The 25,967-nt window shown below is 64.2% G+C and carries 26 protein-coding genes; 18 read left to right on the forward strand and 8 right to left on the reverse strand.

Annotated features, from left to right (window positions below):
- Positions 1 to 70 precede the first annotated feature (70 nt).
- The 5 genes from D3227_RS11475 to D3227_RS11495 all read left to right on the forward strand — a co-directional run bounded on the left by D3227_RS11475 (position 71) and on the right by D3227_RS11495 (position 4,969).
- Positions 71 to 1,087, forward strand: a complete 1,017-nt coding sequence (locus D3227_RS11475; RefSeq protein WP_120014218.1) for a polyprenyl synthetase family protein — start codon at positions 71 to 73, stop codon at positions 1,085 to 1,087.
- A gap of 72 nt (positions 1,088 to 1,159) precedes the next feature.
- Positions 1,160 to 1,828: a GntR family transcriptional regulator gene (locus D3227_RS11480; RefSeq protein ID WP_120014321.1), complete on the forward strand. Its 669-nt coding sequence runs from the start codon at positions 1,160 to 1,162 to the stop codon at positions 1,826 to 1,828.
- A gap of 163 nt (positions 1,829 to 1,991) precedes the next feature.
- The gene (locus tag D3227_RS11485; RefSeq protein WP_120014219.1) at positions 1,992 to 2,591 is read left to right on the forward strand and encodes a biotin transporter BioY; all 600 of its coding nucleotides are present in this window, start codon (positions 1,992 to 1,994) and stop codon (positions 2,589 to 2,591) included.
- A gap of 6 nt (positions 2,592 to 2,597) precedes the next feature.
- Positions 2,598 to 3,014 carry a DUF1284 domain-containing protein gene (locus D3227_RS11490; protein ID WP_120014220.1) on the forward strand — a complete coding sequence of 139 codons (417 nt, stop codon included), beginning with the start codon at positions 2,598 to 2,600 and terminating at the stop codon, positions 3,012 to 3,014.
- 179 nt (positions 3,015 to 3,193) lie between these two features.
- Positions 3,194 to 4,969 (forward strand): tetratricopeptide repeat protein, encoded by a 1,776-nt coding sequence (locus D3227_RS11495; RefSeq protein ID WP_120014221.1) that lies wholly within the window; start codon positions 3,194 to 3,196, stop codon positions 4,967 to 4,969.
- Positions 4,970 to 5,022: 53 nt separating this feature from the next.
- Here D3227_RS11495 and D3227_RS11500 read toward each other — a convergent pair whose 3' ends face one another.
- Complete coding sequence (locus tag D3227_RS11500; protein ID WP_120014322.1) at positions 5,023 to 5,484, reverse strand: GNAT family N-acetyltransferase; 462 nt, start codon at positions 5,482 to 5,484, stop codon at positions 5,023 to 5,025.
- Between the two features lie 176 nt (positions 5,485 to 5,660).
- On the opposite strand from D3227_RS11500, the gene D3227_RS11505 reads away from it, so the two are divergent.
- The gene (locus tag D3227_RS11505) at positions 5,661 to 6,635 is read left to right on the forward strand and encodes a glycine--tRNA ligase subunit alpha (RefSeq protein ID WP_425374496.1); all 975 of its coding nucleotides are present in this window, start codon (positions 5,661 to 5,663) and stop codon (positions 6,633 to 6,635) included.
- Here D3227_RS11505 and D3227_RS11510 read toward each other — a convergent pair.
- Positions 6,632 to 6,814, reverse strand: a complete 183-nt coding sequence (locus D3227_RS11510) for a hypothetical protein (protein ID WP_120014222.1) — start codon at positions 6,812 to 6,814, stop codon at positions 6,632 to 6,634. The genes D3227_RS11505 and D3227_RS11510 overlap by 4 nt on opposite strands.
- 333 nt (positions 6,815 to 7,147) lie before the next feature.
- Here D3227_RS11510 and glyS point away from each other — a divergent pair, with 333 nt between their 5' ends.
- Positions 7,148 to 9,526 carry a glycine--tRNA ligase subunit beta gene (glyS, locus tag D3227_RS11515; protein WP_120014223.1) on the forward strand — a complete coding sequence of 793 codons (2,379 nt, stop codon included), beginning with the start codon at positions 7,148 to 7,150 and terminating at the stop codon, positions 9,524 to 9,526.
- Between the two features lie 155 nt (positions 9,527 to 9,681).
- Positions 9,682 to 10,026 (forward strand): ATPase, encoded by a 345-nt coding sequence (locus D3227_RS42180; RefSeq protein WP_120014224.1) that lies wholly within the window; start codon positions 9,682 to 9,684, stop codon positions 10,024 to 10,026.
- Between the two features lie 82 nt (positions 10,027 to 10,108).
- On the opposite strand, the gene D3227_RS11525 is transcribed toward D3227_RS42180, so the two are convergent.
- A complete protein-coding gene (locus tag D3227_RS11525; protein ID WP_120014225.1) occupies positions 10,109 to 10,498 on the reverse strand; it encodes a hypothetical protein in 390 nt (129 codons plus the stop codon).
- A gap of 138 nt (positions 10,499 to 10,636) precedes the next feature.
- Positions 10,637 to 11,140 carry a hypothetical protein gene (locus tag D3227_RS11530; RefSeq protein WP_120014226.1) on the reverse strand — a complete coding sequence of 168 codons (504 nt, stop codon included), beginning with the start codon at positions 11,138 to 11,140 and terminating at the stop codon, positions 10,637 to 10,639.
- A 143-nt stretch (positions 11,141 to 11,283) separates the two neighbouring features.
- On the opposite strand from D3227_RS11530, the gene D3227_RS11535 reads away from it, so the two are divergent.
- From D3227_RS11535 to D3227_RS11545, 3 genes are all read left to right on the forward strand, one after another.
- Positions 11,284 to 12,249 carry an L-threonylcarbamoyladenylate synthase gene (locus D3227_RS11535; RefSeq protein ID WP_120014227.1) on the forward strand — a complete coding sequence of 322 codons (966 nt, stop codon included), beginning with the start codon at positions 11,284 to 11,286 and terminating at the stop codon, positions 12,247 to 12,249.
- A gap of 18 nt (positions 12,250 to 12,267) precedes the next feature.
- Entirely contained in the window at positions 12,268 to 13,698 is a 1,431-nt protein-coding gene (locus D3227_RS11540; protein ID WP_120014228.1) for an FAD-binding oxidoreductase, read from the forward strand.
- 184 nt (positions 13,699 to 13,882) lie between these two features.
- On the forward strand, positions 13,883 to 14,449 hold the full coding sequence (locus D3227_RS11545) for a DUF6101 family protein (protein WP_120014229.1): 567 nt from the start codon (positions 13,883 to 13,885) through the stop codon (positions 14,447 to 14,449).
- Between the two features lie 41 nt (positions 14,450 to 14,490).
- Here the strand turns inward: D3227_RS11545 and ubiA are convergent, their stop codons facing one another.
- Entirely contained in the window at positions 14,491 to 15,474 is a 984-nt protein-coding gene (gene ubiA / locus D3227_RS11550) for a 4-hydroxybenzoate octaprenyltransferase (protein ID WP_120014230.1), read from the reverse strand.
- A gap of 51 nt (positions 15,475 to 15,525) precedes the next feature.
- On the reverse strand, positions 15,526 to 16,437 hold the full coding sequence (locus D3227_RS11555) for a LysR family transcriptional regulator (RefSeq protein WP_120014231.1): 912 nt from the start codon (positions 16,435 to 16,437) through the stop codon (positions 15,526 to 15,528).
- A gap of 84 nt (positions 16,438 to 16,521) precedes the next feature.
- Between D3227_RS11555 and D3227_RS11560 the strand changes: the two genes are divergently transcribed.
- Both D3227_RS11560 and purD read left to right on the forward strand, forming a co-directional pair.
- Positions 16,522 to 17,319 carry a phytanoyl-CoA dioxygenase family protein gene (locus tag D3227_RS11560; protein ID WP_120014232.1) on the forward strand — a complete coding sequence of 266 codons (798 nt, stop codon included), beginning with the start codon at positions 16,522 to 16,524 and terminating at the stop codon, positions 17,317 to 17,319.
- Positions 17,320 to 17,473: 154 nt separating this feature from the next.
- Positions 17,474 to 18,757 carry a phosphoribosylamine--glycine ligase gene (gene purD / locus D3227_RS11565; protein WP_120014324.1) on the forward strand — a complete coding sequence of 428 codons (1,284 nt, stop codon included), beginning with the start codon at positions 17,474 to 17,476 and terminating at the stop codon, positions 18,755 to 18,757.
- 25 nt (positions 18,758 to 18,782) lie between these two features.
- Here the strand turns inward: purD and D3227_RS11570 are convergent, their stop codons facing one another.
- Positions 18,783 to 19,901, reverse strand: coding sequence for a glycoside hydrolase family 25 protein (locus D3227_RS11570; RefSeq protein WP_425374500.1), 1,119 nt, complete (start codon positions 19,899 to 19,901; stop codon positions 18,783 to 18,785).
- A gap of 362 nt (positions 19,902 to 20,263) precedes the next feature.
- The gene (locus D3227_RS11580; RefSeq protein ID WP_120014233.1) at positions 20,264 to 20,500 is read right to left on the reverse strand and encodes a hypothetical protein; all 237 of its coding nucleotides are present in this window, start codon (positions 20,498 to 20,500) and stop codon (positions 20,264 to 20,266) included.
- 199 nt (positions 20,501 to 20,699) lie between these two features.
- On the opposite strand from D3227_RS11580, the gene D3227_RS11585 reads away from it, so the two are divergent.
- From D3227_RS11585 to D3227_RS11605, 5 genes are all read left to right on the forward strand, one after another.
- The gene (locus D3227_RS11585) at positions 20,700 to 22,469 is read left to right on the forward strand and encodes an acyl-CoA dehydrogenase family protein (RefSeq protein WP_120014234.1); all 1,770 of its coding nucleotides are present in this window, start codon (positions 20,700 to 20,702) and stop codon (positions 22,467 to 22,469) included.
- Between the two features lie 19 nt (positions 22,470 to 22,488).
- On the forward strand, positions 22,489 to 23,244 hold the full coding sequence (locus D3227_RS11590; RefSeq protein ID WP_120014235.1) for a crotonase/enoyl-CoA hydratase family protein: 756 nt from the start codon (positions 22,489 to 22,491) through the stop codon (positions 23,242 to 23,244).
- A 239-nt stretch (positions 23,245 to 23,483) separates the two neighbouring features.
- The gene (locus D3227_RS11595) at positions 23,484 to 24,803 is read left to right on the forward strand and encodes a hypothetical protein (RefSeq protein ID WP_120014236.1); all 1,320 of its coding nucleotides are present in this window, start codon (positions 23,484 to 23,486) and stop codon (positions 24,801 to 24,803) included.
- Entirely contained in the window at positions 24,796 to 25,389 is a 594-nt protein-coding gene (locus D3227_RS11600) for a hypothetical protein (RefSeq protein ID WP_120014237.1), read from the forward strand. The genes D3227_RS11595 and D3227_RS11600 overlap by 8 nt, the downstream gene beginning before the upstream one ends.
- Positions 25,386 to 25,964, forward strand: coding sequence for a hypothetical protein (locus D3227_RS11605; protein ID WP_120014238.1), 579 nt, complete (start codon positions 25,386 to 25,388; stop codon positions 25,962 to 25,964). The genes D3227_RS11600 and D3227_RS11605 overlap by 4 nt, the downstream gene beginning before the upstream one ends.
- The last annotated feature ends 3 nt before the right edge of the window (positions 25,965 to 25,967 follow it).

Below are 25,967 nucleotides of genomic sequence, written 5' to 3' on the forward strand. Positions count from 1 at the left end.
TGGGTGCCGCCCTAGAGTCCATCAGGGACAGGGTGCCGTCGTGCGCATGGAATAGACGGGAGTGTTTGTGGTGGGTGTCGTTCTCAATATCGAAAACGGGAAGCGGGAAGCCGCCTCCATCAAGGACCTGATCGACCTGACGGCGGCCGATATGGGGCGCGTCAACGAACTCATCCTGTCGAAGGCCGGTTCCGACGTCGAAATGATCCCGGAAGTCGCCAACCATTTGATCTCGTCCGGCGGCAAAAGGCTGCGGCCGATGTTGACGTTGGCGGCCGCGCAGATGTTCGGCTATTCTGGCGAGGGCCACGTCAAGCTCGCCACGTCGGTCGAATTCATGCACACGGCAACGCTCCTGCACGACGATGTCGTCGACGAGAGCGGCATGCGCCGCGGCAAGAAGACCGCACGCATGATCTGGGGCAACCAGGCCAGCGTGCTGGTCGGCGATTTCCTGCTCGGCCAGGCTTTTCGCATGATGGTCGATGTCGGCTCGCTGGAAGCGCTCGACATCCTGTCGAGCGCCGCCTCCATCATCGCCGAGGGCGAGGTGATGCAGCTTGCCGCCGCCAAGAACTTAGAGACCACCGAGGACGAGCATTTCGCCGTCATCAAGGCCAAGACCGCGGCGCTGTTTTCGGCCGCCGCCGAAGTCGGCCCGGTCATCGCCCAGGCAACACGCAACGATCGCGCCGCACTGCGCTCCTACGGCATGAATCTCGGCCTTGCCTTCCAGCTCATCGACGACGTGCTGGATTATGGCGGCTCCAGCAAGGAGCTGGGCAAAAATGTCGGCGACGATTTCCGCGAAGGCAAAGTGACGCTGCCGGTCATCCTCGCCTACCGGCGCGGCACCAAGGCCGAACGCACCTTCTGGAAGCGCGCCATCGAGGACAATGTCACCGACGATGCCGGGCTGGAAAAGGCGATCGGCCTGATGAGCCGCCATGGCGCCATCGCCGACACGATCGGCCGTGCTCGCCATTTCGGCGAGATCGCCCGCGACGCGCTGGCGCCGCTGGAGGCGACGCCGCAGAAATCGGCGCTGATCGACGTCATCGATTTCTGCATCAGCCGGGTGAACTGAAAGGCAACTTTGCCGCGAAATCACGCGACCGCCGTCTCGACAAGCCGTCGCGATGCAAATTATCTACAAATCATGGCAAAAACCGCAGACGACACCATCGCCGTCCGTATCAGCAAGGTGCTGGCGGACCGCATCATATCGGGCGCGATCGAACCGGGTGCCCGGCTGCGGCAGGACCATATCGCCGAGGAATTCCAGACCAGCCATGTCCCGGTGCGCGAAGCGTTCCGGCGTCTGGAGGCGCAAGGCCTGGCGATCGGCGAGCCGCGCCGCGGCGTGCGTGTCGCGTCTTTCGACCTCGGCGAGGTCAGGGAAGTCGCCGAAATGCGGGCGGCACTCGAAGTGTTGGCGCTGCGCCATGCGGCGCCGCACCTGACCGTAGCCATTCTCGATCTCGCCGAGGAGGCGACCAAGGCCGGCGACAAATCCCGTGACGTCCGCTCCTGGGAGGAGGCTAACCGCACCTTCCACCGGCTGATCCTTCAGCCATGCGGCATGCCGCGCCTTCTCGCCACCATCGACGATTTGCACGCGGCAAGCGCCCGCTTCCTGTTCGCCGCCTGGCGCTCAGAATGGGAAATCCGCACCGATCAGGATCACCGGGCGATCCTAGGCGCGCTCCGGCAAGGCAATGTCGAATCCGCAGCGGCCACCCTTGGCCGGCATGTGCAATGGATCGGCCAGAAGCCGGTCAAGACGGCCTCCGGCAGGACCCGCGACGCCTTCGCCATCGTCGGCTAGGGATCTAAAAATCAGCTGAAGGCCTGCGCCAGGCGTAAATGCCCCAATGCGATCTCGGAGCTTTTTCGGGACGAGGGGGTTGTCATTGGCTCGGAAATATGGATTCGATAATAGATCGAATGCAGAAATTATCTATAATTTCAAACCAGTCAGGGAAGCCGGCGTGACCGACATCGCTTTTTCGTCCTCAAAGCCGTCCTTCAGCCCGCTGCGCCTGCAAGGCCGCTCGCTTGGCTGGCAGGCCGTCGCCGTCGTCCTCGGCACGCTGTTTCTGGCGCTGTCGTCCTATATCGAAGTGCCGATGGTTCCGGTGCCGGTGACCATGCAGACCTTCGCGGTGACGCTGATCGGCGCGCTCTACGGCTGGCGGCTTGGCGCCATCACCATCACCGCCTGGCTTGTCGAAGGCGCGGTCGGCTTCCCGGTATTGGCTGGCGGCGCTGCCGGCGTGCAGCATTTCCTCGGGCCGACTGGCGGCTATATCTTCGCCTTCCCGCTCACCGGCGCACTGGTCGGCTGGCTGGCCGAACGCGGCTGGAACGGCCACCGGGTCATGCTCGCCTTCGCCGCCATGGTGCTCGGCAATCTCGCCTGCCTGGTTCTCGGCACGGCGTGGCTTGCCGTCATGATCGGCGCCGAACAGGCCATCACCTTCGGCTTCCTGCCCTTCATCGTTGGCGGCTTGCTGAAGTCGGCGCTCGGCGCCGCCACGCTGAAGCTGTTTTCCGGCAACAAGGCGAACCCGGCCAAAACCGCATCATAACCGGCGATGACCGTCAGGCTGCGCGCCCATCATCTGCTTTGCCTGCTGACCTATGTCGGCAAGGGATACAGCGCCGCCTTCATCGCCAATTATGACGGCATCGCAGAGCGTCTTCGCCGGGGCGAGGACATCCTGATCGTCTCGGGCCCCGACGACATCTGCGCCCCGCTGCTCGGCGAACCGGAACCGCACTGCCTGCGCGAAAGTGCTGCCGAGCGGGACCGGCTCGCGGCACGCGACGTTGGCAAATTGCTGGCCCGGCCGATCCGAGTCGGCGCCCGCCTGAGCCTCGACACGGCAACCCTGGCCAGCATGCGCACCGCCTTTTCAGCCGGGTTGACGCGTGAGGCCTGCCAGGACTGCGAGTGGGCCGGCCTGTGCACCACTGTTGCCATCAACACCTATCGCGATACCAGGGTGTAGGGTCCGCAGCCGCAATCTGCTATAATCCGCCGTCGCCATGGTTTGTTGATCGGGTGACCCGATTGTGAATTCGGCCCGGATTGAAGCCTGACCCCAAAAAGGCCATGCTTTACCCGGAAAAGTGCGAGTCTATGGCGGTCCCACCGACTTGGGGATTGCGTCTGGCTGAAAGGGATACGATGCGGCAAGGACGTGCGCGCTGGCTCACAGGGCTGGCAATTGTGGCGGGCATGGCGATCTCGGCTCTGCCGTCGCATGCCAAGGCAACCACCGAGCCGGTCAAGATCACATCCTTCTCGGGAGCCTATCTCGCCGCGCGGATCGCCGAGGGCGACAACGACCTCGACAGCGCCATCGCCTATTACAAGCAGGCGCTAGCCTTCGCGCCCGGCGACACGGCACTGCAGCAGAGCCTGATGCTGTCGCTGATCGCGCAAGGCCGCTTCGAGGAATCCCTTGTCTATGCCGACAAGCTCAAGGAAGTGCCCGATGTCGAGCGCTTCTCGCGGCTGGCGCTGGCCGTCGATTCCTTCCACAAGAAGGATTTCACCAAGGCGCAATACTGGCTGAAGCTGTCTCTCGAATCCGACCTCGATCGGCTTCTGTCCGGGGTCATGAGCGGCTGGGCCCAGGAAGGCGCTGGTGAGGCCAGCGACGCCATGGCGTCCATCGACAAGCTGCAGGGGCCGGACTGGTTCGGCCTGTTCAAATCATACCACCGCGCCTTGATCGCCGATGCCGCGGGCCTGCCCGAAAAGGCCGATCAAATCTATTCCGCGACCTTGGCAGACACTGCCGCCGGTGGTGCGGCGCCCGAAACATGGATGCGCAACGCGCAGGCCTATGCCTCCTTCCTGTCCCGCAAGGGCGACAAGGCCAAGGCGGTTTCCGTGCTCGACCAGGCCGAGGCGTTTGCGCCGGGCAAGCTGGAAATCACGACGCTTCGCGACAGGATCAACAAGGGCGACAAGATCGAGCCTCTCGTTGCCGGCCCGTCCGAGGGCGCCTCCGAGATCCTGCTTGATCTGGCCACCGCGCTCAACCGCGGCGGCGGCGAGCCGTTCGTGCGTCTCTATCTGCAATATGCGCTGGCGCTGAAGCCCAACAGCGATGCTGCCCTGGTACAGCTCGCCGCCGTAGCCGAGCAGTTGAAGGACGGCGAGGGCGCGATCGCGCTCTATCGCCGTATTCCCGATTCTTCGCCGCTGAAGGAGCTTTCCGATCTGCAGCTCGGCCTTAACCTCGCCGATCTCGACCGCCATGAGGAGGCGATCGCCCATCTGAAGGCGTTCGTCGACAAGCATCCCAACGATATGCGCGCCTATCTGGCGCTTGGCGGCGTCTATTCTTCCAAGGACGATTTCCGTTCTGCCGCCAATCTCTACGACAAGGCGGTCGAGGTGCTGAAGACGCCGACCAGCGCCAACTGGAACATTTTCTACCAGCGCGGCATCGCCTATGAGCGGCTCAAGGAATGGCCGAAGGCGGAGCCGAATTTCCGCAAGGCGCTGGAACTGCTCCCCGACCAGCCGCAGGTTCTGAACTATCTCGGCTATTCCTGGGTCGACATGAACATGAACCTCAAGGAAGGCCTGGCAATGATCCAGAAGGCCGTCGACCTGCGGCCAAGCGACGGCTACATCGTCGACTCGCTGGGTTGGGCCTATTTCCGTCTCGGCAGGTTCGACGACGCCGTGCGCGAAATGGAGCGTGCCGTGTCGCTTAAGCCGGAAGATCCGGTGCTGAACGACCATCTCGGCGACGCCTACTGGCGCGTTGGCCGCAAGCTGGAAGCCACCTTCCAGTGGAACCAGGCGCGCGACCTGAAGCCGGATCCCGATGTGCTTGCCGCCGTGCAGCAGAAGCTGCTGAAAGGCCTGCCGCCGATCGAATCCAACACGGCGCAGGAGACTCCGAAGGTCAAGCCGGAGCCGACGCCGGCGCCGAAGGGGTAAAGAATCTCAATATTGGCTGCAAAAACGGGGCTCGCTAGGCCCCGTTTTCGTTTTCAGAACAGCTTCCGATAAACCACAAACCCCGACCGCTCACCGATCTTGTCGTAGAGCTGGATCGCCGTGTGATTGGTCTCATGCGTCAGCCAATAGACACGGCCCGAGCCGGCCGCCTTGGCGCGCTCGTAGACAGCGTTGATAAGCGCCCGGCCGACGCCTTTGCCACGTGCGGCCTCGGTGGTGAAAAGGTCCTGCAGATAGCAGTTCGGCGCGATCGCCGTCGTGCTCCGGTGGTAGAGATAGTGCACCAGGCCGAGCAGGCGTCCCTCGCTCTCGGCCACCAGCGCGTGCACCGGCTCGTAGGCATCGAAGAAGCGCGACCAGGTCATCTGGGTGATCTCGCCGGCGAGCGCGGTCTCGCCCGACCGTCCGTAAAAGGCATTGTAGCCATCCCAGAGCGGCAACCATTCCTCGTAGTCCTGTTGCTCGATAGGGCGCACGATGGTCTGGCCGGGCATGGCTGAATCCTTGTCGTTGAAGCTGCGGGTGAGCAAACGGCCCGTGGACCGTGATCGGCAATGGGCCAGCCGATCGCAATGCGTTCAACCTCCCGGCGGTCAAGACGGCAGTGTCTTACTGAGACACTACGGTCAAGGCACCCCGCCTTGACGCTCGCCGGCCCGGCAACTAGGGAATGCTTCATTCCGCGCTTTCCGAGGCCGCCGTGACGATCGACATCCCAGCCCATATGCATCCCAGCCGCTCCTTCCAGGGGCTGATTCTGACCTTGCACAATTACTGGGCGGATTATGGCTGCGTCATCCTCCAGCCTTACGACATGGAAGTCGGCGCCGGCACCTTCCATCCGGCAACGACGCTGCGCGCACTGGGGCCAAAGCGCTGGAACGCCGCCTATGTGCAACCCTCGCGCCGGCCCAAGGATGGGCGCTACGGCGAGAACCCGAACCGGCTGCAGCACTACTACCAGTACCAGGTGATCCTGAAGCCCAACCCGCCCAATTTGCAGGAGCTCTACCTCGGTTCGCTCAAGGCGATCGGCGTCGACCCGCTGCTGCACGACATCCGCTTCGTCGAAGACGATTGGGAAAGCCCGACACTGGGCGCCTGGGGGCTCGGCTGGGAGTGCTGGTGCGATGGCATGGAAGTCTCGCAGTTCACCTATTTCCAGCAGGTCTGCGGCATCGAATGCGCGCCGGTGGCGGGCGAGCTCACCTACGGGCTGGAGCGGCTGGCCATGTATGTGCAGGGCGTCGACAATGTCTACGACCTCAACTTCAACGGCCGCGACGGCGCCGAGAAGGTCACCTATGGCGATGTCTTCCTGCAGGCCGAGCAGGAATATTCGCGCCACAATTTCGAACATGCCAACACGGCGATGCTGCTGAGACACTTCGAAGACGCCGAGGCCGAGTGCAAGGCGCTGCTCGATGCCGGCGCGCCTGCGTCGAACGACAGTCTTGCGATGCACCGCATGGTCTTGCCGGCCTACGACCAGTGCATCAAGGCCAGCCACGTCTTCAACCTGCTCGACGCGCGCGGCGTAATTTCCGTGACCGAGCGGCAAGGCTACATCCTGCGGGTGCGCAATCTGGCCAAGGCCTGCGGTGAGGCGTTTTTGCTGACGCAGGCCGGCGGGCTGGCAGCCTAGTTCAAGGCGCTTTGCGCAATTTCGAGCGAGGCGGTGATCGGCGGCATGCTCTGGCTGCTCGCGCCGTCGATTGTCCGCAGCGCTTGCCTGACACCCGGCATCGAGAAAGCACCGTGAGCCTGCGCGGCGAAGCAGGCGCTAAGTGCGAGGATCTGCAGTAATCTTGATGCCGTTTTCATCGTCGTTCAGCCAATAGTTCCCTGCCTGAGCGTTGGTCGCTTCAGCGCTGTGTTTGGTTCATGGGAATTTCTGCCCTAAGGACGGGCGGGTTCCCTCCGTCCCGACAACAGCCATGAAAATTTCCGGAAATAGGTCGAACAGGCGATCGGCATGCAGGGTGACAGCGGCCAGCCGAGTTGCTATGCCCGCCCAACCCCTTCGCCAGCATGAGCTGACCCTATGCCCGACTTGCTCTTAGAACTTCGCTCCGAGGAAATCCCTGCCCAGCCGCGCGCCCGCAGTGCCGAAGGCGCGAGGAAACAGGAAAACGGCATGCGGGTGGAGAAACTCTGATGCCGGACCTATTGCTCGAACTTCGCTCCGAGGAAATCCCCGCGCGCATGCAGCGCAAGGCGGCGGATGACCTCAGGAAGATGCTGACCGACGGTCTGGTCGAGTCTGGCCTGACCTATGAGGCGGCGCGCGAGTACTGGACGCCGCGGCGGCTGGCGCTCGACATCCGCGGCCTGACCGCGCGCTCGAAGGACATCCACGAAGAGATCAAAGGTCCCGCGACCTCGGCGCCGGAACAGGCGGTGCAGGGTTTTCTGCGCAAGGCCGGCCTTGCCTCGGTTGCCGAGGCGCATGTCCACTCCGATCCGAAGAAGGGCGATTTTTATGTCGCCCACATTTCGAAGCCGGGCCGGGCGGCGGAGGAGATCATCGCCGAACTGGTGCCGGGCATCATCCGCGGCTTCCCCTGGCCGAAATCGATGCGCTGGGGGCCGGCCTCGGCAAAGCCCGGCTCCTTGCGCTGGGTGCGGCCGCTGCAGTCGATCCTCTGCACCTTCGGCCCAGAGACCGAAGAGCCGGTGGTCGTCGATTTCGAGATCGACGGCATCCGCTCCGGCAATGTCACCTATGGCCACCGCTTCCATGCGCCGGGCGAAATCACCGTGCGCCGCTTCGACGACTATGTGTCCAAGCTGGAGGCGGCCAAGGTCGTGCTCGATGCCGACCGCCGCAGGGAGATCATCCTGGCCGACGCGCGCAACCTCGCCTTCGCCAACGGGCTCGACCTGGTCGAGGACGAGGGACTGCTGGAGGAAGTGTCCGGCCTGGTCGAATGGCCGGTCGTATTGATGGGCGAGTTCGAGCAGGATTTCCTCGCCATTCCCGCCGAGGTGATCCGGCTCACCATTCGCGCCAACCAGAAGTGCTTCGTCAGCCGGCCGCAGGGCGCCGTCGAGGATCTTTCCAACCGCTTCATCCTTACTGCCAACATCGAGGCGAAGGACGGCGGCAAGGAGATCGCCTACGGCAACGGTAAGGTGGTGCGCGCGCGCCTCTCCGACGCGCTGTATTTCTGGAAGACCGATCAAGGCGATCTGCCAGATCTCGACCAGCTCAAGTCATCGGCGGAAAAGTTCGGGCTTGATCCCAAAAAGCCGCTCGACCAGCGCATGGCCCGCCTCGACCATCTCGGCGTCACGTTCCATGCCAAGCTCGGCACGCAGGGCGAGCGGGTCGAGCGGATCAAGAAGCTGGCCGAAGAACTGGCGCCGGTCGTCGGCGCCGATCCCGCGCTCGCCGCTCGTGCCGCGGTGCTGGCCAAGGCCGATCTGCAGACCGAGGTCGTCGGCGAATTTCCGGAACTGCAGGGCGCCATGGGCCGCAAATATGCGCTGTTGCAGGGCGAGCATCCTTCCGTCGCCGCTGCCATCGAGGAGCACTACAAGCCACAAGGCCCATCCGACCGCGTGCCGACCGACTCTGTTTCGATTGCCGTGGCGCTCGCCGACAAGCTCGACACGCTGGTCGGATTCTGGGCCATCGACGAAAAGCCGACCGGGTCGAAGGATCCCTATGCGCTGCGCCGCGCAGCCTTGGGGGTCGTGAGGGTCGTCCTCGAAAACAAGATCAAACTCTCCTTCAGTAAGGCCATTGCCGCGACGGTCGCGGCAGCACTTTTTGCCTATGAACGTTTGGGTGAAGGCGCTGAGAGTCGTGGCGTCGTGGCAATGCTGGATGCCCGAATTCAAGACTACCGAGGGGAAAGTCGTCTGCTTCCGGAAGCGGGTCTTGTCGCCGAGTTGATGAAGCAAGGTCTTCAAAAGGCAATATCCGAAACCTCTGGCGCTGCTGACTCGGAACGGGAGTTCTTCGACGGGCAGCGTATAATGGAACTGCAAGCCTCTTTGGCTCCGTTCACAGATGACCTCCTGTCGTTCTTCCATGACCGCCTGAAAGTCTACCTGCGCGACCAGGGCGCTCGGCATGACCTGATCGACGCAGTCATCACGCCGCAGTCCGACGACCTCTTGCAGATCGTCCGCCGGGTCGAAGCGCTGGGCTCCTTCCTCGATACCGACAATGGAAAAAACCTGCTCGCCGGGACCAAGCGCGCGGCGAACATTCTGGCCGCCGAGGAGAAGAAGAGAACGGCGATAGCCGAGACTGTTGAGCAGGCACTGTTTCGCGAGGATGCCGAGAAATTGCTGTTTGCCGCGGTGAATCAGGCCGAGAAGGAAGCCGGCGAAGCGATTCAAAACGAAGACTTTTCCGCAGCCATGCTGGCGCTTAGCGTGTTGCGTGAGCCGGTTGATTCATTCTTTGAACGCGTTCTCGTGAATGATGAGGACCAGGCCGTGCGCGCCAACCGCCTGGCGCTGCTGGCCCGCATCCGCGCTGCGACCGGTAAGGTCGCGGATTTCTCCAGGATCGCCGGCTAGAGCATGATCCCGAACCCTCGGTTCGGACAAAGATCATTCTCAACAAAGCAGCTGAAAAATTTCTGATCTGCCGGCCATTCGAGCCGGCTTACAGTCATATGACGATGATCTCCCCGTGGCAAAACGGACACGTTCCCCAACCCACGGAGGCTTCCATGAATTCCGATCACGAAATCGAAGTGATTGAAGAGACTCCGGTTGCCACCGAGGCGACCGAATCCGCTTCCGAAAACATCCTCGATCAGGCTGCCGCCGCCGCGGTCGAAGCCGCCGATCCGTCCGACGACGATGAGGAAGGCGACGACGAAGACGGCGACGACGCCGACAAGGAAGCCACCCTCTCGGACCACGACGAGGATGAAGACGGCGAGGACGACCAAGAAGACGACGAGGACGAAGACGAAGACAGCGTGAAGGCCGAAGGCGGCGGCGCTGGCGAAAAAGACGAGTCCGAGGACGAAGACGACGAAGAGGACGACGACAAGGAAGAGGCGGCCTGAGCCATTTCCGCAGGCCGAGTTGCGAAGAGGGCGGCGCTTGTGCGCCGCCCTCTCTGCGTTAGTCTTCCAGAAGTTGACTTGGTCAATCTTCCAGGATGCTGACGCGTACGCTGCGTGAATAGACATCGACCTGGATCAGCGGCTCGCCATTGACGATGGCGCGCCGTGTCGAGGAACTCATCGCGCCGCCGCGCTCCAGCATGCGTTGCAGATCCGCGCGGTTGTCATTGCTCCTGAACCAGTCGTCGCCCTCATCGTCGCTGTCGCGCCGGTGGAACTTGTGCCAGTTGGCGCGGTCCTGCCGCACCATCTGCGCCGCACTGTCCAGCGCAAAACCGTCACTGGCGTGATGGTCGCGTTCGGAAATGCGCGCGACATAGGATCCGAGCATGTCGTCGGCCTTCGCCGCACTTGTGCCCAGCGCCGACGCCAGCAACAGCCCGGCGACGGCAAACGCTCTTGCCTTGTTCATGATGCCCCCTTTGAAAAATCCGATTTCTCCTGCCGGAGCCGCTCGAGCAAATTCGAGCGGGCCGCGACAAAAAGACTGGAGAAGAGGATCGCACTCCGGATACCTGCACCGGACAATCGACCCGCCTCCGCCGGCAGCTTACATGGCTTTTCCGACAGGGGCTATCGGTGACGGCTGCGCTGCTGCCGGCTCTGGCTGCGACGCGGGCTGTTGCTCGGGTGAGCCGTTCGAGGCGGTTGCCGTCGCCGGCTTGCCGTCGGCCGCGGCTGTGGTGTCTCCCGCTGCCGGTTCGGTGGCGGCAGTAGCTTTGGCCGGTGCGGTAGCGGGCGTTGCAAAGGCGCCGCCGACGATGCCGCCGCGAATGATCATCGGGCTCTGCATGTGCTTTTGTTCGGGCTTTTCGGGTATCGCCGCCACCTTCTCATCGGTGACGTCCGGCACCGCCTCTCCCAGCGCCACGATCGATGGCGCCGAGGCGACCTTCATCGGCTCAGGCGCACCGAGCTTGACGACGGATGGCGTCGAGGTCGACGCGCCGAGGACGAGAATGGACGAGGCCTGCGCCCCGCCGGCCGTTGCCGCCAGACTGATGCCAAGCATTGCAAGCATACGCATCGACACGATGAAAACTCCCCAACCCATGGAGCCGACATCCTATTCCCGGGGGATTGATGCCCGCTTGCGCGAAAACATAGCATTTTAGGGATTGATAATTCGCCAACGCCCGGACTTGCCCCGTGGACGCCGCCGTACTACGCAGCCCGGCATCTGTAGAGGTGACGAGATTGGCTGAGATACTTGCCGTGGGCGAGGCGATGGAGCGGGCGCTGGCTCTGCTTGAAGGCGGCGATGTCGTCGCCATCCCGACCGAGACCGTCTACGGGCTGGCCGCCGATGCCACCAACGGCATCGGCGTCGCGCGCATTTTCGAGGCCAAGGGCCGCCCGCGCTTCAACCCGCTGATCGCCCATGTCGCTGACATCCCCATAGCCGAGCGCATCGCGCTGTTCGACCCCCTGTCGAAAAGGCTGGCTAAGGCATTCTGGCCGGGGCCGCTGACGCTGGTGCTGACGCAGCGGTCCAGCAACGGCATCCATCCGCTGGTCACGGCAGGGCTGGACACGATCGCGCTGCGCATGCCCAGGGGTTTTGGTGGCGAGCTGATCGCGCGACTTGGCCGCCCGCTGGCCGCGCCCAGCGCCAATTCCTCGGGCCGGATCAGCGCCACCACGGCCGAGGCCGTGGCTGCCGACCTCGGCGCGAAAATCAGGTTGGTCGTCGATGGCGGTGCGACGCCGGTCGGGCTGGAATCGACCATCGTCAAGGTCGAGGGCGAAGGCTTGCGCTTGCTGAGGCCCGGCGGCGTTGCCGCCGAGGAGATCGAGGCGGTGGCCGGCGTCAAGCTGCTGCGTGGCGTGGCCGCAGGAATCGAGGCGCCTGGCATGCTCGCCTCGCACTATGCGCCTTGCGCCGCGGTGCGGCTGAATGCCGGACAAGTCGCCAGCGGCGAAGCGCTGCTCGCCTTCGGCAGTCGCCGCGCCGGCGGCTGGCAGGATGCCGCGGCCCTGCGCAACCTGTCGGAGAGCGGCGACCTGCGCGAAGCGGCCACCAACCTGTTTGCCCATCTGCAGGCGCTCGACCAGAGCGGTGCCGCGACGATTGCCGTCGAGCCGATCCCGTTCGACGGGCTGGGCGAGGCGATCAACGACCGGCTCTTTCGCGCCGCCGCCCCACGTGACAAGGCCGATTGAGGGCCATAGTTTCTGCCCATGAACGATGCCCCTCCCGATCTCGCTCCCGCCCTCATCGACCGCTTCGCGGCGATCGTTGGCGAGAAATACGCCCTGCGCGACCAACAGGACATCGCGCCCTACCTCACTGAGCGCCGCGGCCTTTGGCACGGCCGGACGGCGCTGGTGCTGCGGCCGGGCAGCGTCGAGGAGGTGAGCCGTATCATGCGGCTGGCGACCGAGACCGCCACGCCGGTCGTGCCGCAGAGCGGCAACACCGGGCTGGTCGGCGCCCAGGTGCCCGATGCCTCCGGCCGCGAGATCCTGTTGTCTCTGTCGCGGCTGAACCGCATCCGCGAGATCGACGTGCTCTCCAACACGGTAACTGTCGAGGCCGGCGTCATCCTGCAGACGCTGCAGGAAGCGGCCGACGCTGCCGGCCGGCTGTTTCCGCTGTCGCTGGCAGCACAAGGCTCCTGCCAGATCGGCGGCAATCTGTCGTCCAACGCCGGCGGCACCGGCGTGCTTGCCTACGGCAACGCGCGCGAGCTCTGCCTTGGTGTCGAAGTGGTGTTGCCGACCGGCGAGGTGTTCGACGATCTGCGCAAATTGAAGAAGGACAACACCGGCTACGATTTGAAGAACCTGTTCGTCGGCGCCGAAGGCACGTTGGGCATCATCACCGCCGCCGTGCTGAAACTCTTCCCCAAGCCGAAAGGTAGGGAAGTGGCCTTTGCCGGCCTGTCGTCGCCCGAGGCAGCGCTTTCCCTGTTCAGCCTGGCGATGGACCGGGCCGGTGCTTCGCTCACCGCGTTCGAGCTGATCGCCAAAAGACCCTACGACTACACGCTGAAGCATGCGCAAGGCGTGACCCGGCCGCTGGCCGAGGACTGGCCCTGGTATGTGCTGATGCAGGTGTCCTCGGGCCGTTCGGAAGCGGACGGCAGGGCGCTGATCGAGGAGGTGCTGTCGGCCGGGCTGGAGCAAGGCGTCGTCGGCGATGCGGTGATCGCGGCAAGCCTGGCCCAGGGCGACGCCTTCTGGAATTTCCGCGAGGTGCTGCCCGAGTGCCAGAAACCCGAGGGCGCCTCGATCAAGCACGACATTTCCGTGCCGATATCATCGATCCCCGAATTCATTGGCAAAGCCGCCGGCGCGGTCGCTTCGGTCAGTCCCGATGCGCGCGTCGTCTGCTTCGGCCACATGGGGGACGGCAACCTCCACTACAACATCTCCCGGCCGGAAGGTGGCGACGACGAGGCCTTCCTCGGCCTCTACCACACCATGAACAAGGCCGTGCACGACGTGGTGCGCTCCTTCCACGGTTCTATCTCTGCCGAGCATGGCATCGGCCAGCTGAAGCGGGATGAACTGATCGCGACGGCGCCGCCGATGGCTATCGATCTGATGCGCCGCGTCAAGGCGGCCCTCGATCCGGCCGGCATCATGAATCCCGGTAAGGTTATCTGATCCTTCCAACATGTTGCTGTTGGTCGCATTCCGATAACCATCGCCTGAGATCAGCAAAATTTAACCGACTTTCTTAAGCGCGGCGGTAAGAAGCCCGCGCTAATGTTCCTGCACAAACGAGGTCGGAAAAACCGGCCCGGAGAGAACCGGAAAACGGCCCTCAGGAGTAACAGGAAGGCATTCGATGAACACTGGACTGAAGCCAGTCTGGGCCGGGCGTAACATGCGTCTCGACCCATTCCGCCTGCCGCAAATGGTGAGCTATGCGACACGCGACGACTATGGCGACGTTAGCTTCACCATCGATCAGCGTGGCGCCGTCATTCGCCGCATGCTGGAGATGAGCGGCGTGCCGGCGATCATCGCGCTGCCCGCCAACGCGTTTCGCGGCGTCGCCGCCCGCGCGATGGAGGATCCGGATGGCAACGTCACGGTGACGCTCGAGCTTCTTCACAATGATCCGATGCTGTCGGTGCCCCTGTTGGTGGCCGACGATCTCGACGACGTTGCCGCCGACTGGCGCGCCTGGGCCGACGCCTACCGTCTGCCGATGCTTCTGATCGAAGCCGACGGCATCGCCCGCACGCTGGAGGAATCGCTCGGCGCCGCCATCAAGGCGCTGCCGCCGCAGGATCGCCGCAAGGGCCGCGTCTCGACCATGCGCCGCCCGCGCTTCCTCGCCCGCCGCCGGGCCGGCGATCTCGGCCTCAGGCTGATCATCGACGGCCAGGAGATTATTGCGCGCGAATAGAACGGGCCTTCCTTCTCCCACAGGAGAAGGAAACGAGCCCCCTACACCAGCGGCTTCAGCGCCACCCAGAGCGAACCGCCGATCAGGCCGAGGAAGATCAGCCAGCCGACCTGGTTGTTCGACCTGAACAACCGCAGGCATTGGTCAGGATTGTCGATGTCGAGCACGGCGATCTGTCGTGCCATATGCGCGCCGGCGGCGATCAGCCCGGCCAGCGCCGGCACCGGCGCCTGCGCCGAGGCGAAGGCGATGGCGAAGCAGATCAGCGCCCCCCCGTAGAGCCCAACCAGCCAGATCTTGGTGTTGTCGCCGAACAGCCGCGCGGTCGAGCGCACGCCGACGATGGCGTCGTCTTCCTTGTCCTGATGCGCATAGATCGTGTCATAGCCGATCACCCACAGGATCGAGCCGATATAGAGCATGATGGCGGGGCCATCGAGGTCCCCGAATTCGACCGCCCAGCCCATCAGCGCTCCCCAGGAGAAGGCGAGGCCAAGTACGAATTGCGGCCAGTTGGTGAAGCGCTTCATGAACGGATAGATGGCGATGACGGCGAGCGAGGCGATGCCGAGCGGAATGGCAAAGCTGTTGAACTGCAGGAGTACTGCCAGCCCGATCAGCGCCTGGATGACCAGGAACACCCAGGCCTGCTTGCGCGTCACCTTGCCTGCCGGCAGCGGCCGCGACCGCGTGCGCTCGACCTGGTTGTCGATGTCCTCGTCGACAATGTCATTATAAGTGCAGCCGGCGCCGCGCATGGCGATGGCGCCGATCAGGAACAGCAGCAGGTACCAAGGCGCCGGCAGTAGCGTCAGCAGCGGATCGGTGGGACGGGGATAGGCGCTCGCGGCAAGCGCGGCGGACCACCAGCACGGCCATAACAGCAGCTGCCAGCCGATCGGCCGATCCCAGCGGGCAAGCTGCGCGTAGGGCCAGAGCCAGCGCGGCAACACCCGATAGGCCCAATGGCCGCTCGGCGCATCGGCGACACGACCCTGGGCTGCTTTCGACTGGATGGGTTCCATGCTGCTGGAGTGGCAGCCGCGGTGGGCGCCGTCAAGCGTCAGGCGAAGCCATCACCCGGTGAAAACATCGTGACTAGAAAACCATTCCTTCGCCACCTCGGTGAACGCCAGTGCCGCCTTCGACAGCCGCTGGCGCGTGTCGTGGGCAAGGATGATGCGCTGCATGGGCAGCGCATCGGACAGCGGCTTGCAGACCAGCGGCAGGCCGTCGTAACTCAGGTCGCCATGCGGCCTGGTATAGCTGACGGCGACGCCGAAACCGTTGGCCACCATGCTGCGCTGCAGTTCGAACGAGATCGTCCTGGATTGGGTGACGGGTGACAGGCCGCGGCTGAGGAACAAGTCCAGCATATGCTGCCAGCTATGCGGCTGGTCGGTAGTGATCAGCGGATGGGCTGCAAGGTCGGCGAGGCTGACCGTCGCCTGGCTGGCCAGCACGTGGCCTTGCGGCAGAAGCGCATGCGGCCGCAGCTCATGCAGCGGGATGCGGGCGAAATGCGCCGGCAGGCCGAGATCATAGGTGAGACCGAGATCGATGGCGGAATCGCCGAGCCGTCGCGCCAGCGTCTCGAAGGTCTCGTCGCGGACGATGACGGTGACGGCGGGGCAGCGCTGCGAAAACGAGCGGATCAGCGCCGGCGCGAAATGGGGCGCGAGATCCTCGAAACAGCCAAGCACCAACTCGCCGGCGACATCGTCGTCACGCGTCCCAAGTCCCATCAGTTCGTCTGCCTCGGCGAGCACCTGTTTCGCCTTGGCGACAGCGCCACGGCCGAACGAGGTCAGCGCAATGCCGCTGCCGCGCTGGCGCACGAACAGTTTCTGGCCAAGCGTCGCTTCGACATTGTCGATCGCCACCGAGATCGACGGCTGTGAGACGTTGAGCATCCTTGCGGCCGCGGTGACGCTGCCATGGCGCGCCACGGCGACGAGGTAACGCAGCTGGGTGAGGGTCACGGTCATAGGCCGAACCTATAAGTGAAATGATAAGTTATTATTTTACGCGATGTTCTGGGGCTGCGATAGTCGGGCCATCAACCAAGGAGAATTGCGGTGGCCGCCCAGATCGATGCTGAGACAATCGCCAATTACCAGCGCGATGGCGCGGTCTGCATCCGCGGCGCCTTCAAGGACTGGGTCGACACGATCGCGGCCGGCATCGAGCGCAACCTCCAGAACCGCAGCACCACCGCCTCCGACATCGCCAATGGCCGCGGCAGCTTCTTCGACGACTATTGCAATTGGGAGCGTATTCCCGAATTCGTCGATGTGGTGCGGAACTCGCCGGCCGCCGAACTGGCGGCGGCTGTGATGCAATCGCGCAGCGCCCAGTTCTTCCACGACCACGTGCTGGTCAAGGAGCCGGGCACGCAGAAACCGACGCCCTGGCACCAGGACATTCCCTATTATTTCGTCGACGGAAGGCAGACCGTAAGCTTCTGGATTCCGATCGATCCCGTGAAGGAAGCGACCTTGCGGCTGATCGCCGGCTCGCACAAATGGGACAAGATGATCCTGCCGGTGCGCTGGCTCGACGACAGCAATTTCTACACCGGCGAGGGCGACTATCTGCCGGGGCCCGATCCCGACAAGGATTCCTCGATGAATGTCCTCGAATGGGAGATGGAGCCGGGCGACGCCATCCTGTTCGACTTTAGAACGGCGCATGGCGCGCGCGGCAATTTGACCGCGGCCCGCCGCCGGGCACTCTCGCTGCGCTGGGTCGGCGACGACGCGCGCTATGTCGAGCGTCCCGGCCGCACGTCTCCGCCCTATCCCGGTCATGACATGAAGCCTGGACAGAAACTGCGCGAGGACTGGTTCCCAGTCGTCTTCCAGAGCTGATTGCAACCTGCAAACCACATCCGGCGGCATCTCGTGCTGCTGGATGCGTGCCATGTTCCCGTGCGCAACTGCCTTCGAGCCAGCCAAAAGTCTTGACCCGCCGCCATCAGGGCAATAGCGCAGTGCCTGTCGTGAAATGACAAGGGACATCGGCATGCGCGTTTTGTTGATCGGATCCGGCGGCCGCGAACATGCCCTGGCCTGGAAGATCGCCGCCTCGCCGCTGCTGACAAAACTCTACGCGTCGCCTGGCAATCCGGGCATTGGCCGTGAAGCCGAACTGGTCAAGCTCGATATCGCCGACCACTCCGCTGTCGCCGCCTTCTGCCAAGAGCAAAAGATCGACCTGGTCGTCGTCGGGCCGGAAGGCCCGCTGGTGGCCGGCATTGCCGACGATTTACGCGCCTGGGGCATCCGCGTCTTCGGTCCGTCCAAGGCGGCGGCGCGGCTCGAAGGTTCGAAGGGTTTCACCAAGGACCTTTGTGCCAAATACGACATCCCAACCGCCGCCTATGGCCGCTTTGGCGACCTGGCTTCGGCCAAAGCCTATGTCGAGAAGATGGGCGCGCCGATTGTCATCAAGGCCGATGGGCTGGCCGCCGGCAAGGGCGTCACCGTGGCCATGACGCTGGAGGAGGCGCTTGCCGCACTCGACGCCTGTTTCGACGGCTCCTTTGGCGCCGCCGGCGCCGAGGTCGTGGTCGAGGAGTTTTTGACCGGCGAGGAGGCGAGCTTCTTCTGCCTGTGCGACGGCACCACCGCGCTGCCCTTCGGCACCGCGCAGGATCACAAGCGCGTCGGCGAGGGCGACACCGGCCCCAACACCGGCGGCATGGGCGCCTATTCGCCGGCACCGGTGATGACGCCCGAGATGGTCGAGCGCACCATGCGCGAGATCATCGAGCCGACGATGCGCGGCATGGCCGAACTCGGCGCGCCGTTTGCCGGCGTTCTCTTTGCCGGGCTGATGATCACGGACAAGGGGCCGAAGCTGATCGAATACAACACTCGTTTCGGCGATCCGGAATGCCAGGTGCTGATGATGCGGCTGAAGGACGATCTGCTGGTGCTGCTCAACGCCGCTGTCGATGGCCAGCTTGCGCATAGTTCGGCGCGCTGGCGCGACGAGGCGGCGCTTACCGTGGTGATGGCGGCGAGGGGCTATCCTGGCACGCCGGAAAAAGGCTCGGTCATCCGTGGCCTCGATGAAGCCGCCGCCGACGGCGCCCAGATATTCCACGCCGGCACCGCCATCAATGGCGGCGCGCTGGTTGCCAATGGCGGCCGCGTGCTCAATGTCACGGCGACCGGCGCCACGGTGGGTGAGGCGCAGAGCCAAGCCTACGCCGCGCTCGACCGCATTGACTGGCCGCAAGGTTTCTGCCGCCGCGACATCGGCTGGCAGGCGGTTGCACGCGGAAAGGTTGGCGCCAGCTAGGTTCGGCGCCCTGCGGGCGGAGCCTTCAACGCTGGCTGCGGTCGATTTCGGTTGAGGCGGTGCTGACCGGGTCGGCCGCCACGGCGAAGGCGGCCTCGAGCTGCGCGGTTGAACGCTGGTCTGTCCGCTTCCAGGCGACATAGTCAGCAATGCCGAAGCGCGGGCGCCGCGGCACCGTCTTCACCACGGGCATGCGGAAGCCGTCGCGGAATTTTTCCCAGCGCGCCCCTAACACCGCGACCATTTCCTCGACCGTCGGCGGCGTCGCCACATCGGCATAAATGATGGTGAATTTGCCGGCGAGCCCAGCCTCGCGCGAGACCGGCACAGGGATCGAAGCGAGATAGTCCGTCGGCACATCGATCAGGCTGCCGAAGGCCCATTGCGCACGCAACTGGTCGCCGTTCATCGCTGCGACATTGACGTCGATGTCATTCGGCGTGCCCGCGACCCGGTAGGGACAGCGGAAGCGCCCGCAATTGGCTTGCGCCGAGAATTGCCAGAGTGCATAGCCCTGCCAGTTGCCCATCGGAAAATGCACGTCGATGTCCGGCTTATAGCGCGCATACCAGAGCGGCAGCCGCGACAGCAGCCGGTATTGGTAGCGGTTGTCGGCGATGTACTGGGCGGTCTTGCCGTTGGTGTAGAGCACCGGGAAGCGGCCAACACGCCGATGCACCTGGCGCACGAACTCCTCGGCATCCACCAGCGACATCCACTGCGTCGGGTCATTGCCCTCGAGGTCGAGGGCCATTAGCTCGTCCGGCGCCGGCTCGGCGAAATCGATGAAATTGTTGGCCTGCTCGACCGGATTGCCGGGACGCGCAAGATGATAGGCGCCCCATTTCAGGCCGAGCGCCTTGGCCACCACCTTGCGCGTCTGGAACAGTTCGCGCGTTACCGCATGACGCTTCCACAGCGCCTTGCAGAGCCGCACCTCCGTCTCGTCGCCCGAGCAGAAATAGGGCGGCGGCAGCCCGTCGGAGGCCTTGTTGATGAAGCCGACGACGCGCTTGTCGGTGGCAAGCTCAGCCCAGTCGATGGAATTGTATTCGTAGGCGTCGATCACCAGCGCGCGGTCGGCATTCTTCCACGGCTCGGAGAAATCCGAGGCCTTTGCTGCCGTGCCCAGCACCATCGCCATCGCGAGGAGTGCCAGGCGGCGAAGAGGGCGCGCCGGCGTTTTCAATCAGGGTGTCCCCACTGACCAGGGATCGATCCTGAACCGCTATGGTTAAGGAAGTGCTTTAATGCCTGGCGGTTCTGTGGCGAGTAATTGCCTAGGTGGGCACCGCCCCTCATTGCCCTGCCAGGCATTTCTCCCCGTGAACGGGGAGAAAGAAGCTGGCCGCAGCCTTGGCGTTCGTTCTGCAACGCTGGAGATTGGCGAAATCTTCGATGACAGCGTCCTTCTCCCCGTCACTAAACGGGGAGAAGATGCCGGCAGGCAGATGAGAGGCAGCGCCAGCGGTTAGAATGGGCGAATTCAAACCTTGACGGCTCCCGTCACCTGCCCAAGAGCGATCGCATCTCGAACGGATCGGGCGCCGGCTCTTGCGGCAACGTGCCCTCGGCCGCGCGCTTGCGATGGTGGGCGAGAGAGCATTGTGGCGAGCACAATATGCCGCGATCCGACCAGTAGGCGGCGCCGTTCTCCAGTCTGCCATGATGATACCAGAATCCCGCAGCCCGGTAGGGCAGGTCGCATTCGATGCAGCGATAGGCGTCCGGTCTGGCAAGCATTGTTGGGTTCCGATCCGGTCTGTCACCCGCTGAATGTCGGGCTGGCCGAAATCTAATACGCCCCGCCGCGATTGCAAAATCCGCGTGACAAAGTTTGACGTTTACGTAAAAAGAAGATGGGAGACAGCCCGAAGGGCGAATGGTTTTGCGGCCGCGCCGGCCCTAGGGTCGGCTGGCGGAAGCTGAGGAGGATAGCGGCATGTATCGGGCACCGGTCGAGGACATCGCCTTCACGCTCAAGCACGTGGCCGGCCTAAAGCCGGCTCTGGACGCCGGCACGTTCGGCGATCTCGGCGAGGATCTGGTCGATGCCATCCTAGCCGAGGCCGGCCGCTTCGCCAGCGACGAAGTGGCGCCGCTCTACAAGGTCGGCGACGAGCAGGGCGCGGTACTGAAAGATGCCGCCGTCACCATGCCGCCCGGTTGGAAGGATCTCTACCGGCGTTGGATCGAGGGCGGTTGGAATGCGCTGTCCGGACCGGAAGAGTTCGGCGGCCAGGGCTTGCCGACCATGCTCGGCGTCGCCGCGCTCGAAATGTGGAACTCCGCCGCCATGGCCTTTGGCATCGGCCCGACGCTGACCATGGGAGCGGTCGAGGCGCTCGACAAGCACGCCTCCGAAGCGCTCAAGGCAAAGTACCTGGCAAAGCTCGTTTCCGGCGAGTGGATGGGCACGATGAATCTGACCGAGCCGCAGGCGGGCTCCGACCTCGCCGCCCTGCGCAGCCGCGCCGAGCCGGCCGGCGACGGCACCTACCGCATCTTCGGCCAGAAGATTTTCATCACCTATGGCGAGCACGATTTCACCGACAACATCATCCATCTGGTGCTGGCGAGGCTGCCCGACGCACCAGCCGGCACGCGCGGCATCTCGCTGTTCCTGGTGCCGAAATTCCTGGTCGGCGACGATGGCGCGCTCGGCGCACGCAACGATGTTTTCTGCTCGGGCATGGAGCACAAGCTCGGCATCCATGCCTCGCCAACCTGCACCATGATCTATGGCGACGGTTTCCAGGACACGACCCCTGGTGCCATCGGCTGGCTGGTCGGCGAGGAGAACAAGGGCCTGGCCTGCATGTTCACCATGATGAACAATGCCCGCCTCTGCGTCGGCATGCAGGGCGTGGCGGTGGCCGAGACGGCGACGCAGAAGGCGATCGCCTATGCCAATGAGCGCCGGCAGGGCAAGGCCGCCGACTACGCCGGCGCCGGCATGGCGCCGATCGTCCATCACCCAGACGTGCAGCGCAACCTTTTGACCATGCAGGCGCTGACCCAGATCGCGCGCGCCATCAGCTATTGCTGCGCCCATGCCATCGACCGCGCCCGTGTTGCCGAGGGCGAGGCCGCCGCCAACTGGCGCGACCGCGCCAATCTGCTGACGCCACTCGCCAAGGCCTTTTCAACCGATGTCGGCGTCGATGTCGCGTCGCTCGGCGTCCAGGTGCATGGCGGCATGGGCTTCATCGAGGAGACGGGCGCGGCAGCACTCTATCGCGACGCCCGCATCGCGCCGATCTACGAAGGCACCAACGGCATCCAGGCGATCGATCTCGTGGCGCGCAAGCTGCCGCTCTGCGGCGGCGAGCATGTGCATCGCTACATCGGCGAGCTGAAGGCTGTGGCCGATGCAGTGCGGATCTCCAATGTCGCGGGCTTTGGCCGCACCGCCGACAATCTCGACCGGGCGTTCGCCGATCTCGATGAGGCGACGCGCTTCCTGCAGCGGCTGCTGGCGGAAGGACGTTCGGACGAGGCATTGGCCGGCGCCACGCCCTATCTCAGGCTGATCTCCCTTGCCGCCGGCGGCGCCTATCTGGCGCAAGGCGGCCTCGCCGACCATGGCCGCGTCGCGCTCTGTCGCTTCTTCGCCGAGAACCTGCTTGGCGAGGTGCGTGCCTTGAAGGAACGCGTCGTCGGTGGCGCCGAAAGCCTTGCCACCGCCGGCAAGGTGCTGATCTCAGCCTGACGTTCACAAGGAAAAAACCGTGACAGACCATATCCTCGTCGAGCGCCAGGGCGCCATCCAGATCATCCGCATGAACCGTCCGGACAAGAAGAACGCGCTGACGCGCGCCATGTACGCGACAATGTCGGCCGCTCTCGCCGAAGGCGACGCCGATCCGGCGGTCCGCGTGCATGTCTTTCTCGGCGTGCCCGGCGCCTTCTCCTCCGGCAACGACCTCGCCGATTTCATGGTCATCGCCACCGGCGGCGAGGGCGGGACGGAGGTCTGGGATTTCCTGATGGCCCTGGCCAAAGTGGAAAAGCCCATAGTGTCGGGCGTCGACGGCATAGCGGTCGGCATCGGCACCACGATCAACTTGCATTGCGACCTGACCTTCGCCACCCCGCGCACCGTCTTCCGCACGCCTTTCGTCGATCTAGGCCTTGTGCCGGAGGCGGGGTCGAGCCTGCTCGCGCCACGGATACTGGGGCAGCAAGGCGCTTTCGCGCTGCTTGGTCTCGGCGAGGGCCTTTCCGCCGAGCGGGCGAAGGCCGCCGGGCTGATCTATGAGGTAGTCGAGGAGGGCGCGTTGGAAGCCGCCGTGCTGGAAGCGGCCGGGCAGATCGCAGCCAAGCCACCACAGGCGCTGAAGATCGCGCGCGACCTGATGCGCGGCTCGCGCGAGGATCTCGTCGCCCGCATCGGGGTGGAGAGCGAACACTTCCGCGAGCGCCTGAAATCCGATGAGGCCCGCGCCGCTCTCACCGCCTTCATGATGCGCAAGAAGGCGGGCTGAGCGAGCTATCGCCGCGTGGCCCTCTGGCATCACGAGGGCACGGCAGAGTTGCGTCCTATCTGGGGAAACTCGCGCATGGCGTGATTTTGGCCTGTACATGCAACGCCTCGCGCCCTATCTGACAAGCGGGCGGTTGGGGTGTCCTGCGAGGTGGAGAGGACATGACCCAAGACGTTGCCATCAATGCGCGATCTGCCGAAATGACTGCCGGCGCCCTTTGACGCGTTGAACGCCTCGATATGCTTGCCGATGCCGTAAAGCCGCTCGGGCTGACGTTGAAGCTCTGGTGGCGCTTCTGGCCGCAATTGGTCGCCACCGTGCTGCTGGGAATTGTGTTCGGTGACCTGTTCATGCAGGTCGCCGCGCGCATTGCCTTTCTCAACCACATGGCAGGGCTGGCCTTGCTGACGCTCGTCGCCTTGACGCAGCTCATCGTCACGGTCGCCATGTTCCAGACATTGCTGCCGGCACTGCCCGCGACACGTGCCGCGCAACAGGCGGTACGCGACGAAAGCTCGGGCGAGGCGCGCGGCGGCAGCGCCCGGCTGGCACGCATGGTGACCGTCGCGCTGCTGCCCTTCTTCGCCTACTATGCCGCCTGGGGTTTTCTAGGCGATACGGTGCGGCAATATTCGCGCGTCACGCTCGACATGGCGCCGTTCGGTGAAAGCGCAGGCAACGTGCTCGATGTCCTCGATTCGCGATGGCTGGCCTTTTCCGTTGCGATCTCCTGGCTGATCCGGCGTTTCGCCACCACGATGCAGAAGCGCGGCGGCGGGCGATCCTTCTGGCAGATCGTCGTGGTGATCTGCGAGACCAACTGGATCTTTATCGGTCTCTACGTGATCTCGCGCTGGAAGGACGAAATCCTCGGCTGGATCATGAGCCGCAACATCTTTTCCGTCCTGCAGGCCACGGCGGACAGCATGGCCAACCCAATCGCAAGCGCCTTCGCCAAACCGATGGTTCCCGTCGAGGTCACCTCCATCGACACGACGACCAAGCTGATCAACCTGTTCTTTTTCATGCTGTTGCCGGTGATCTGGCTGGTGCTGGCCGCGCTCATCTACGGCTACGATGTCCGCGACGACAAGGAGCTGATGCGCGTGCACCAGCGCGTCGAACGTCTCGGTGAGCGTTACCGCGCCATCCCGAAATTCCTGCGCGATTTCGCCGAGCACTTCATCTCCGGCTATCGCTCGCGCTACCTGCCGATTGCCAATGGCGTGCGCATCACGCTGAGCTCCGGCCTCGTGCTCATCGTCACGCTGGTCGTCGGTTATCGGCTGATCGACTGGCTGGCGGCCTGGGCTTGGCTGGGCATGACGCGCCTCATCGGCCCGCATGATCTCGACACCTGGCAGGTGCTTTCCGAGGGCGTCTCGTTGCTGTTCGGCAGCCCGTTCCAGGACAGCTCGACCGGCATCCTCGTCGAGCCGCTTCGCATCTGCTTCCTCGCCGCGATCCTCGAAACCGCATTCGCGCTGCCAAAGCGCCAGACCGATGATCGCGCGCAACCGTCCGATCCGAAGGGCAGGGTCGAGGCTCACAATGTTTGAGAACGCCGGTTCCCGCCTGAAAGCCTGGCTGGTGGCCGGCATCGGCACCGCGGCTGCGTTGGCCCTCGCCGGTGTGCTGGGCGCGTTCGGCGCGAAGCATGAGCCGATGCAGCTCCTGGCGCCGACCGGCCGGATCGAAACGGGCCAGTGGCTGCTGCGGCCGCTCCGGGCCTATACCGCCGAAGGCGAGAACCTCTATAGCGCGCCACTCAAGCCTGGTGCCAAGGCGCTGGTCTTCGAGGTCGAAATGACGAACCGCACGGCGAAGTCCAGCAAGGATTATTTCGATATCCTGCAGGCGAGCCAGGCCACAGTCGATCCCTCGTCCAAGCCTTTCATAGTGCTAACCCGCGATTCCACGCTCTCGCCGGAATTGCACCCCGGCATGCCGGAGCGCATGGCCTATATTTGGGAGCTACCGGGCGGGTCGGCTCCGCCGGCGAGCCTCGACCTTAGGGTGATTGGCAAGACCTACAAGCAGCGAGACAACCTCTACGGCTTGCCAGGCTGGTTCAATCCGGCGCCGGTCGGCACGCTGACGCTTCCCGTCGGCGCCGGGTCTGACACTGCGAACATCCAGCCATGATGCGCAAGACAGCCAACATCGTCCTGCTGCTTGTTGCGGTGGCGTTTTGCTACGGGCTGCAATTGTCGAAGCCGCATTATGGTGACCTGATCGGACCGATCCCCACACGCGGCAGGACGGGTGAGACGATCGTTGGGCGGAACTTCGAGGCGCGTGCCGAAAAGGTAGTATTCGCCCGGAACCTCAAGGCGGATCGGTACGGTGAGACCAAGATACTGACGACCGGCGGCGTCTGGGCCGTGGTGACGGTGGAGTTTGCGGCGCGGGCGCAATCGACGTCCGTTGCGGTCGCGTCCTGGCGCGGTCCGACTGGCCTTGCCTATGACCAGACCGAGCGGATGTCCTTTGCCGACGGGCTTCTTCCCGTAACCATCGACCCCGGCCTGCCGAAGAAGGCAAGGCTGGTCTTCGAGTTGCGGCCGGACGAGGTCAGCAACGCGATCTTGCTGATTTCGGAGAAGCTGATGTCGGCGCTCGATTCGCAGGCCGAGATTTCGCTCGGGCCGGTCGCCACCGCATCCGACAGTCTGCCCGCTGGTACCGTCGACACGCTCGATCTGACACAACCGATGTGAATG

The sequence above is a fragment of the Mesorhizobium waimense genome, assembly GCF_003601975.1.
GTDB lineage: Bacteria > Pseudomonadota > Alphaproteobacteria > Rhizobiales > Rhizobiaceae > Mesorhizobium > Mesorhizobium waimense.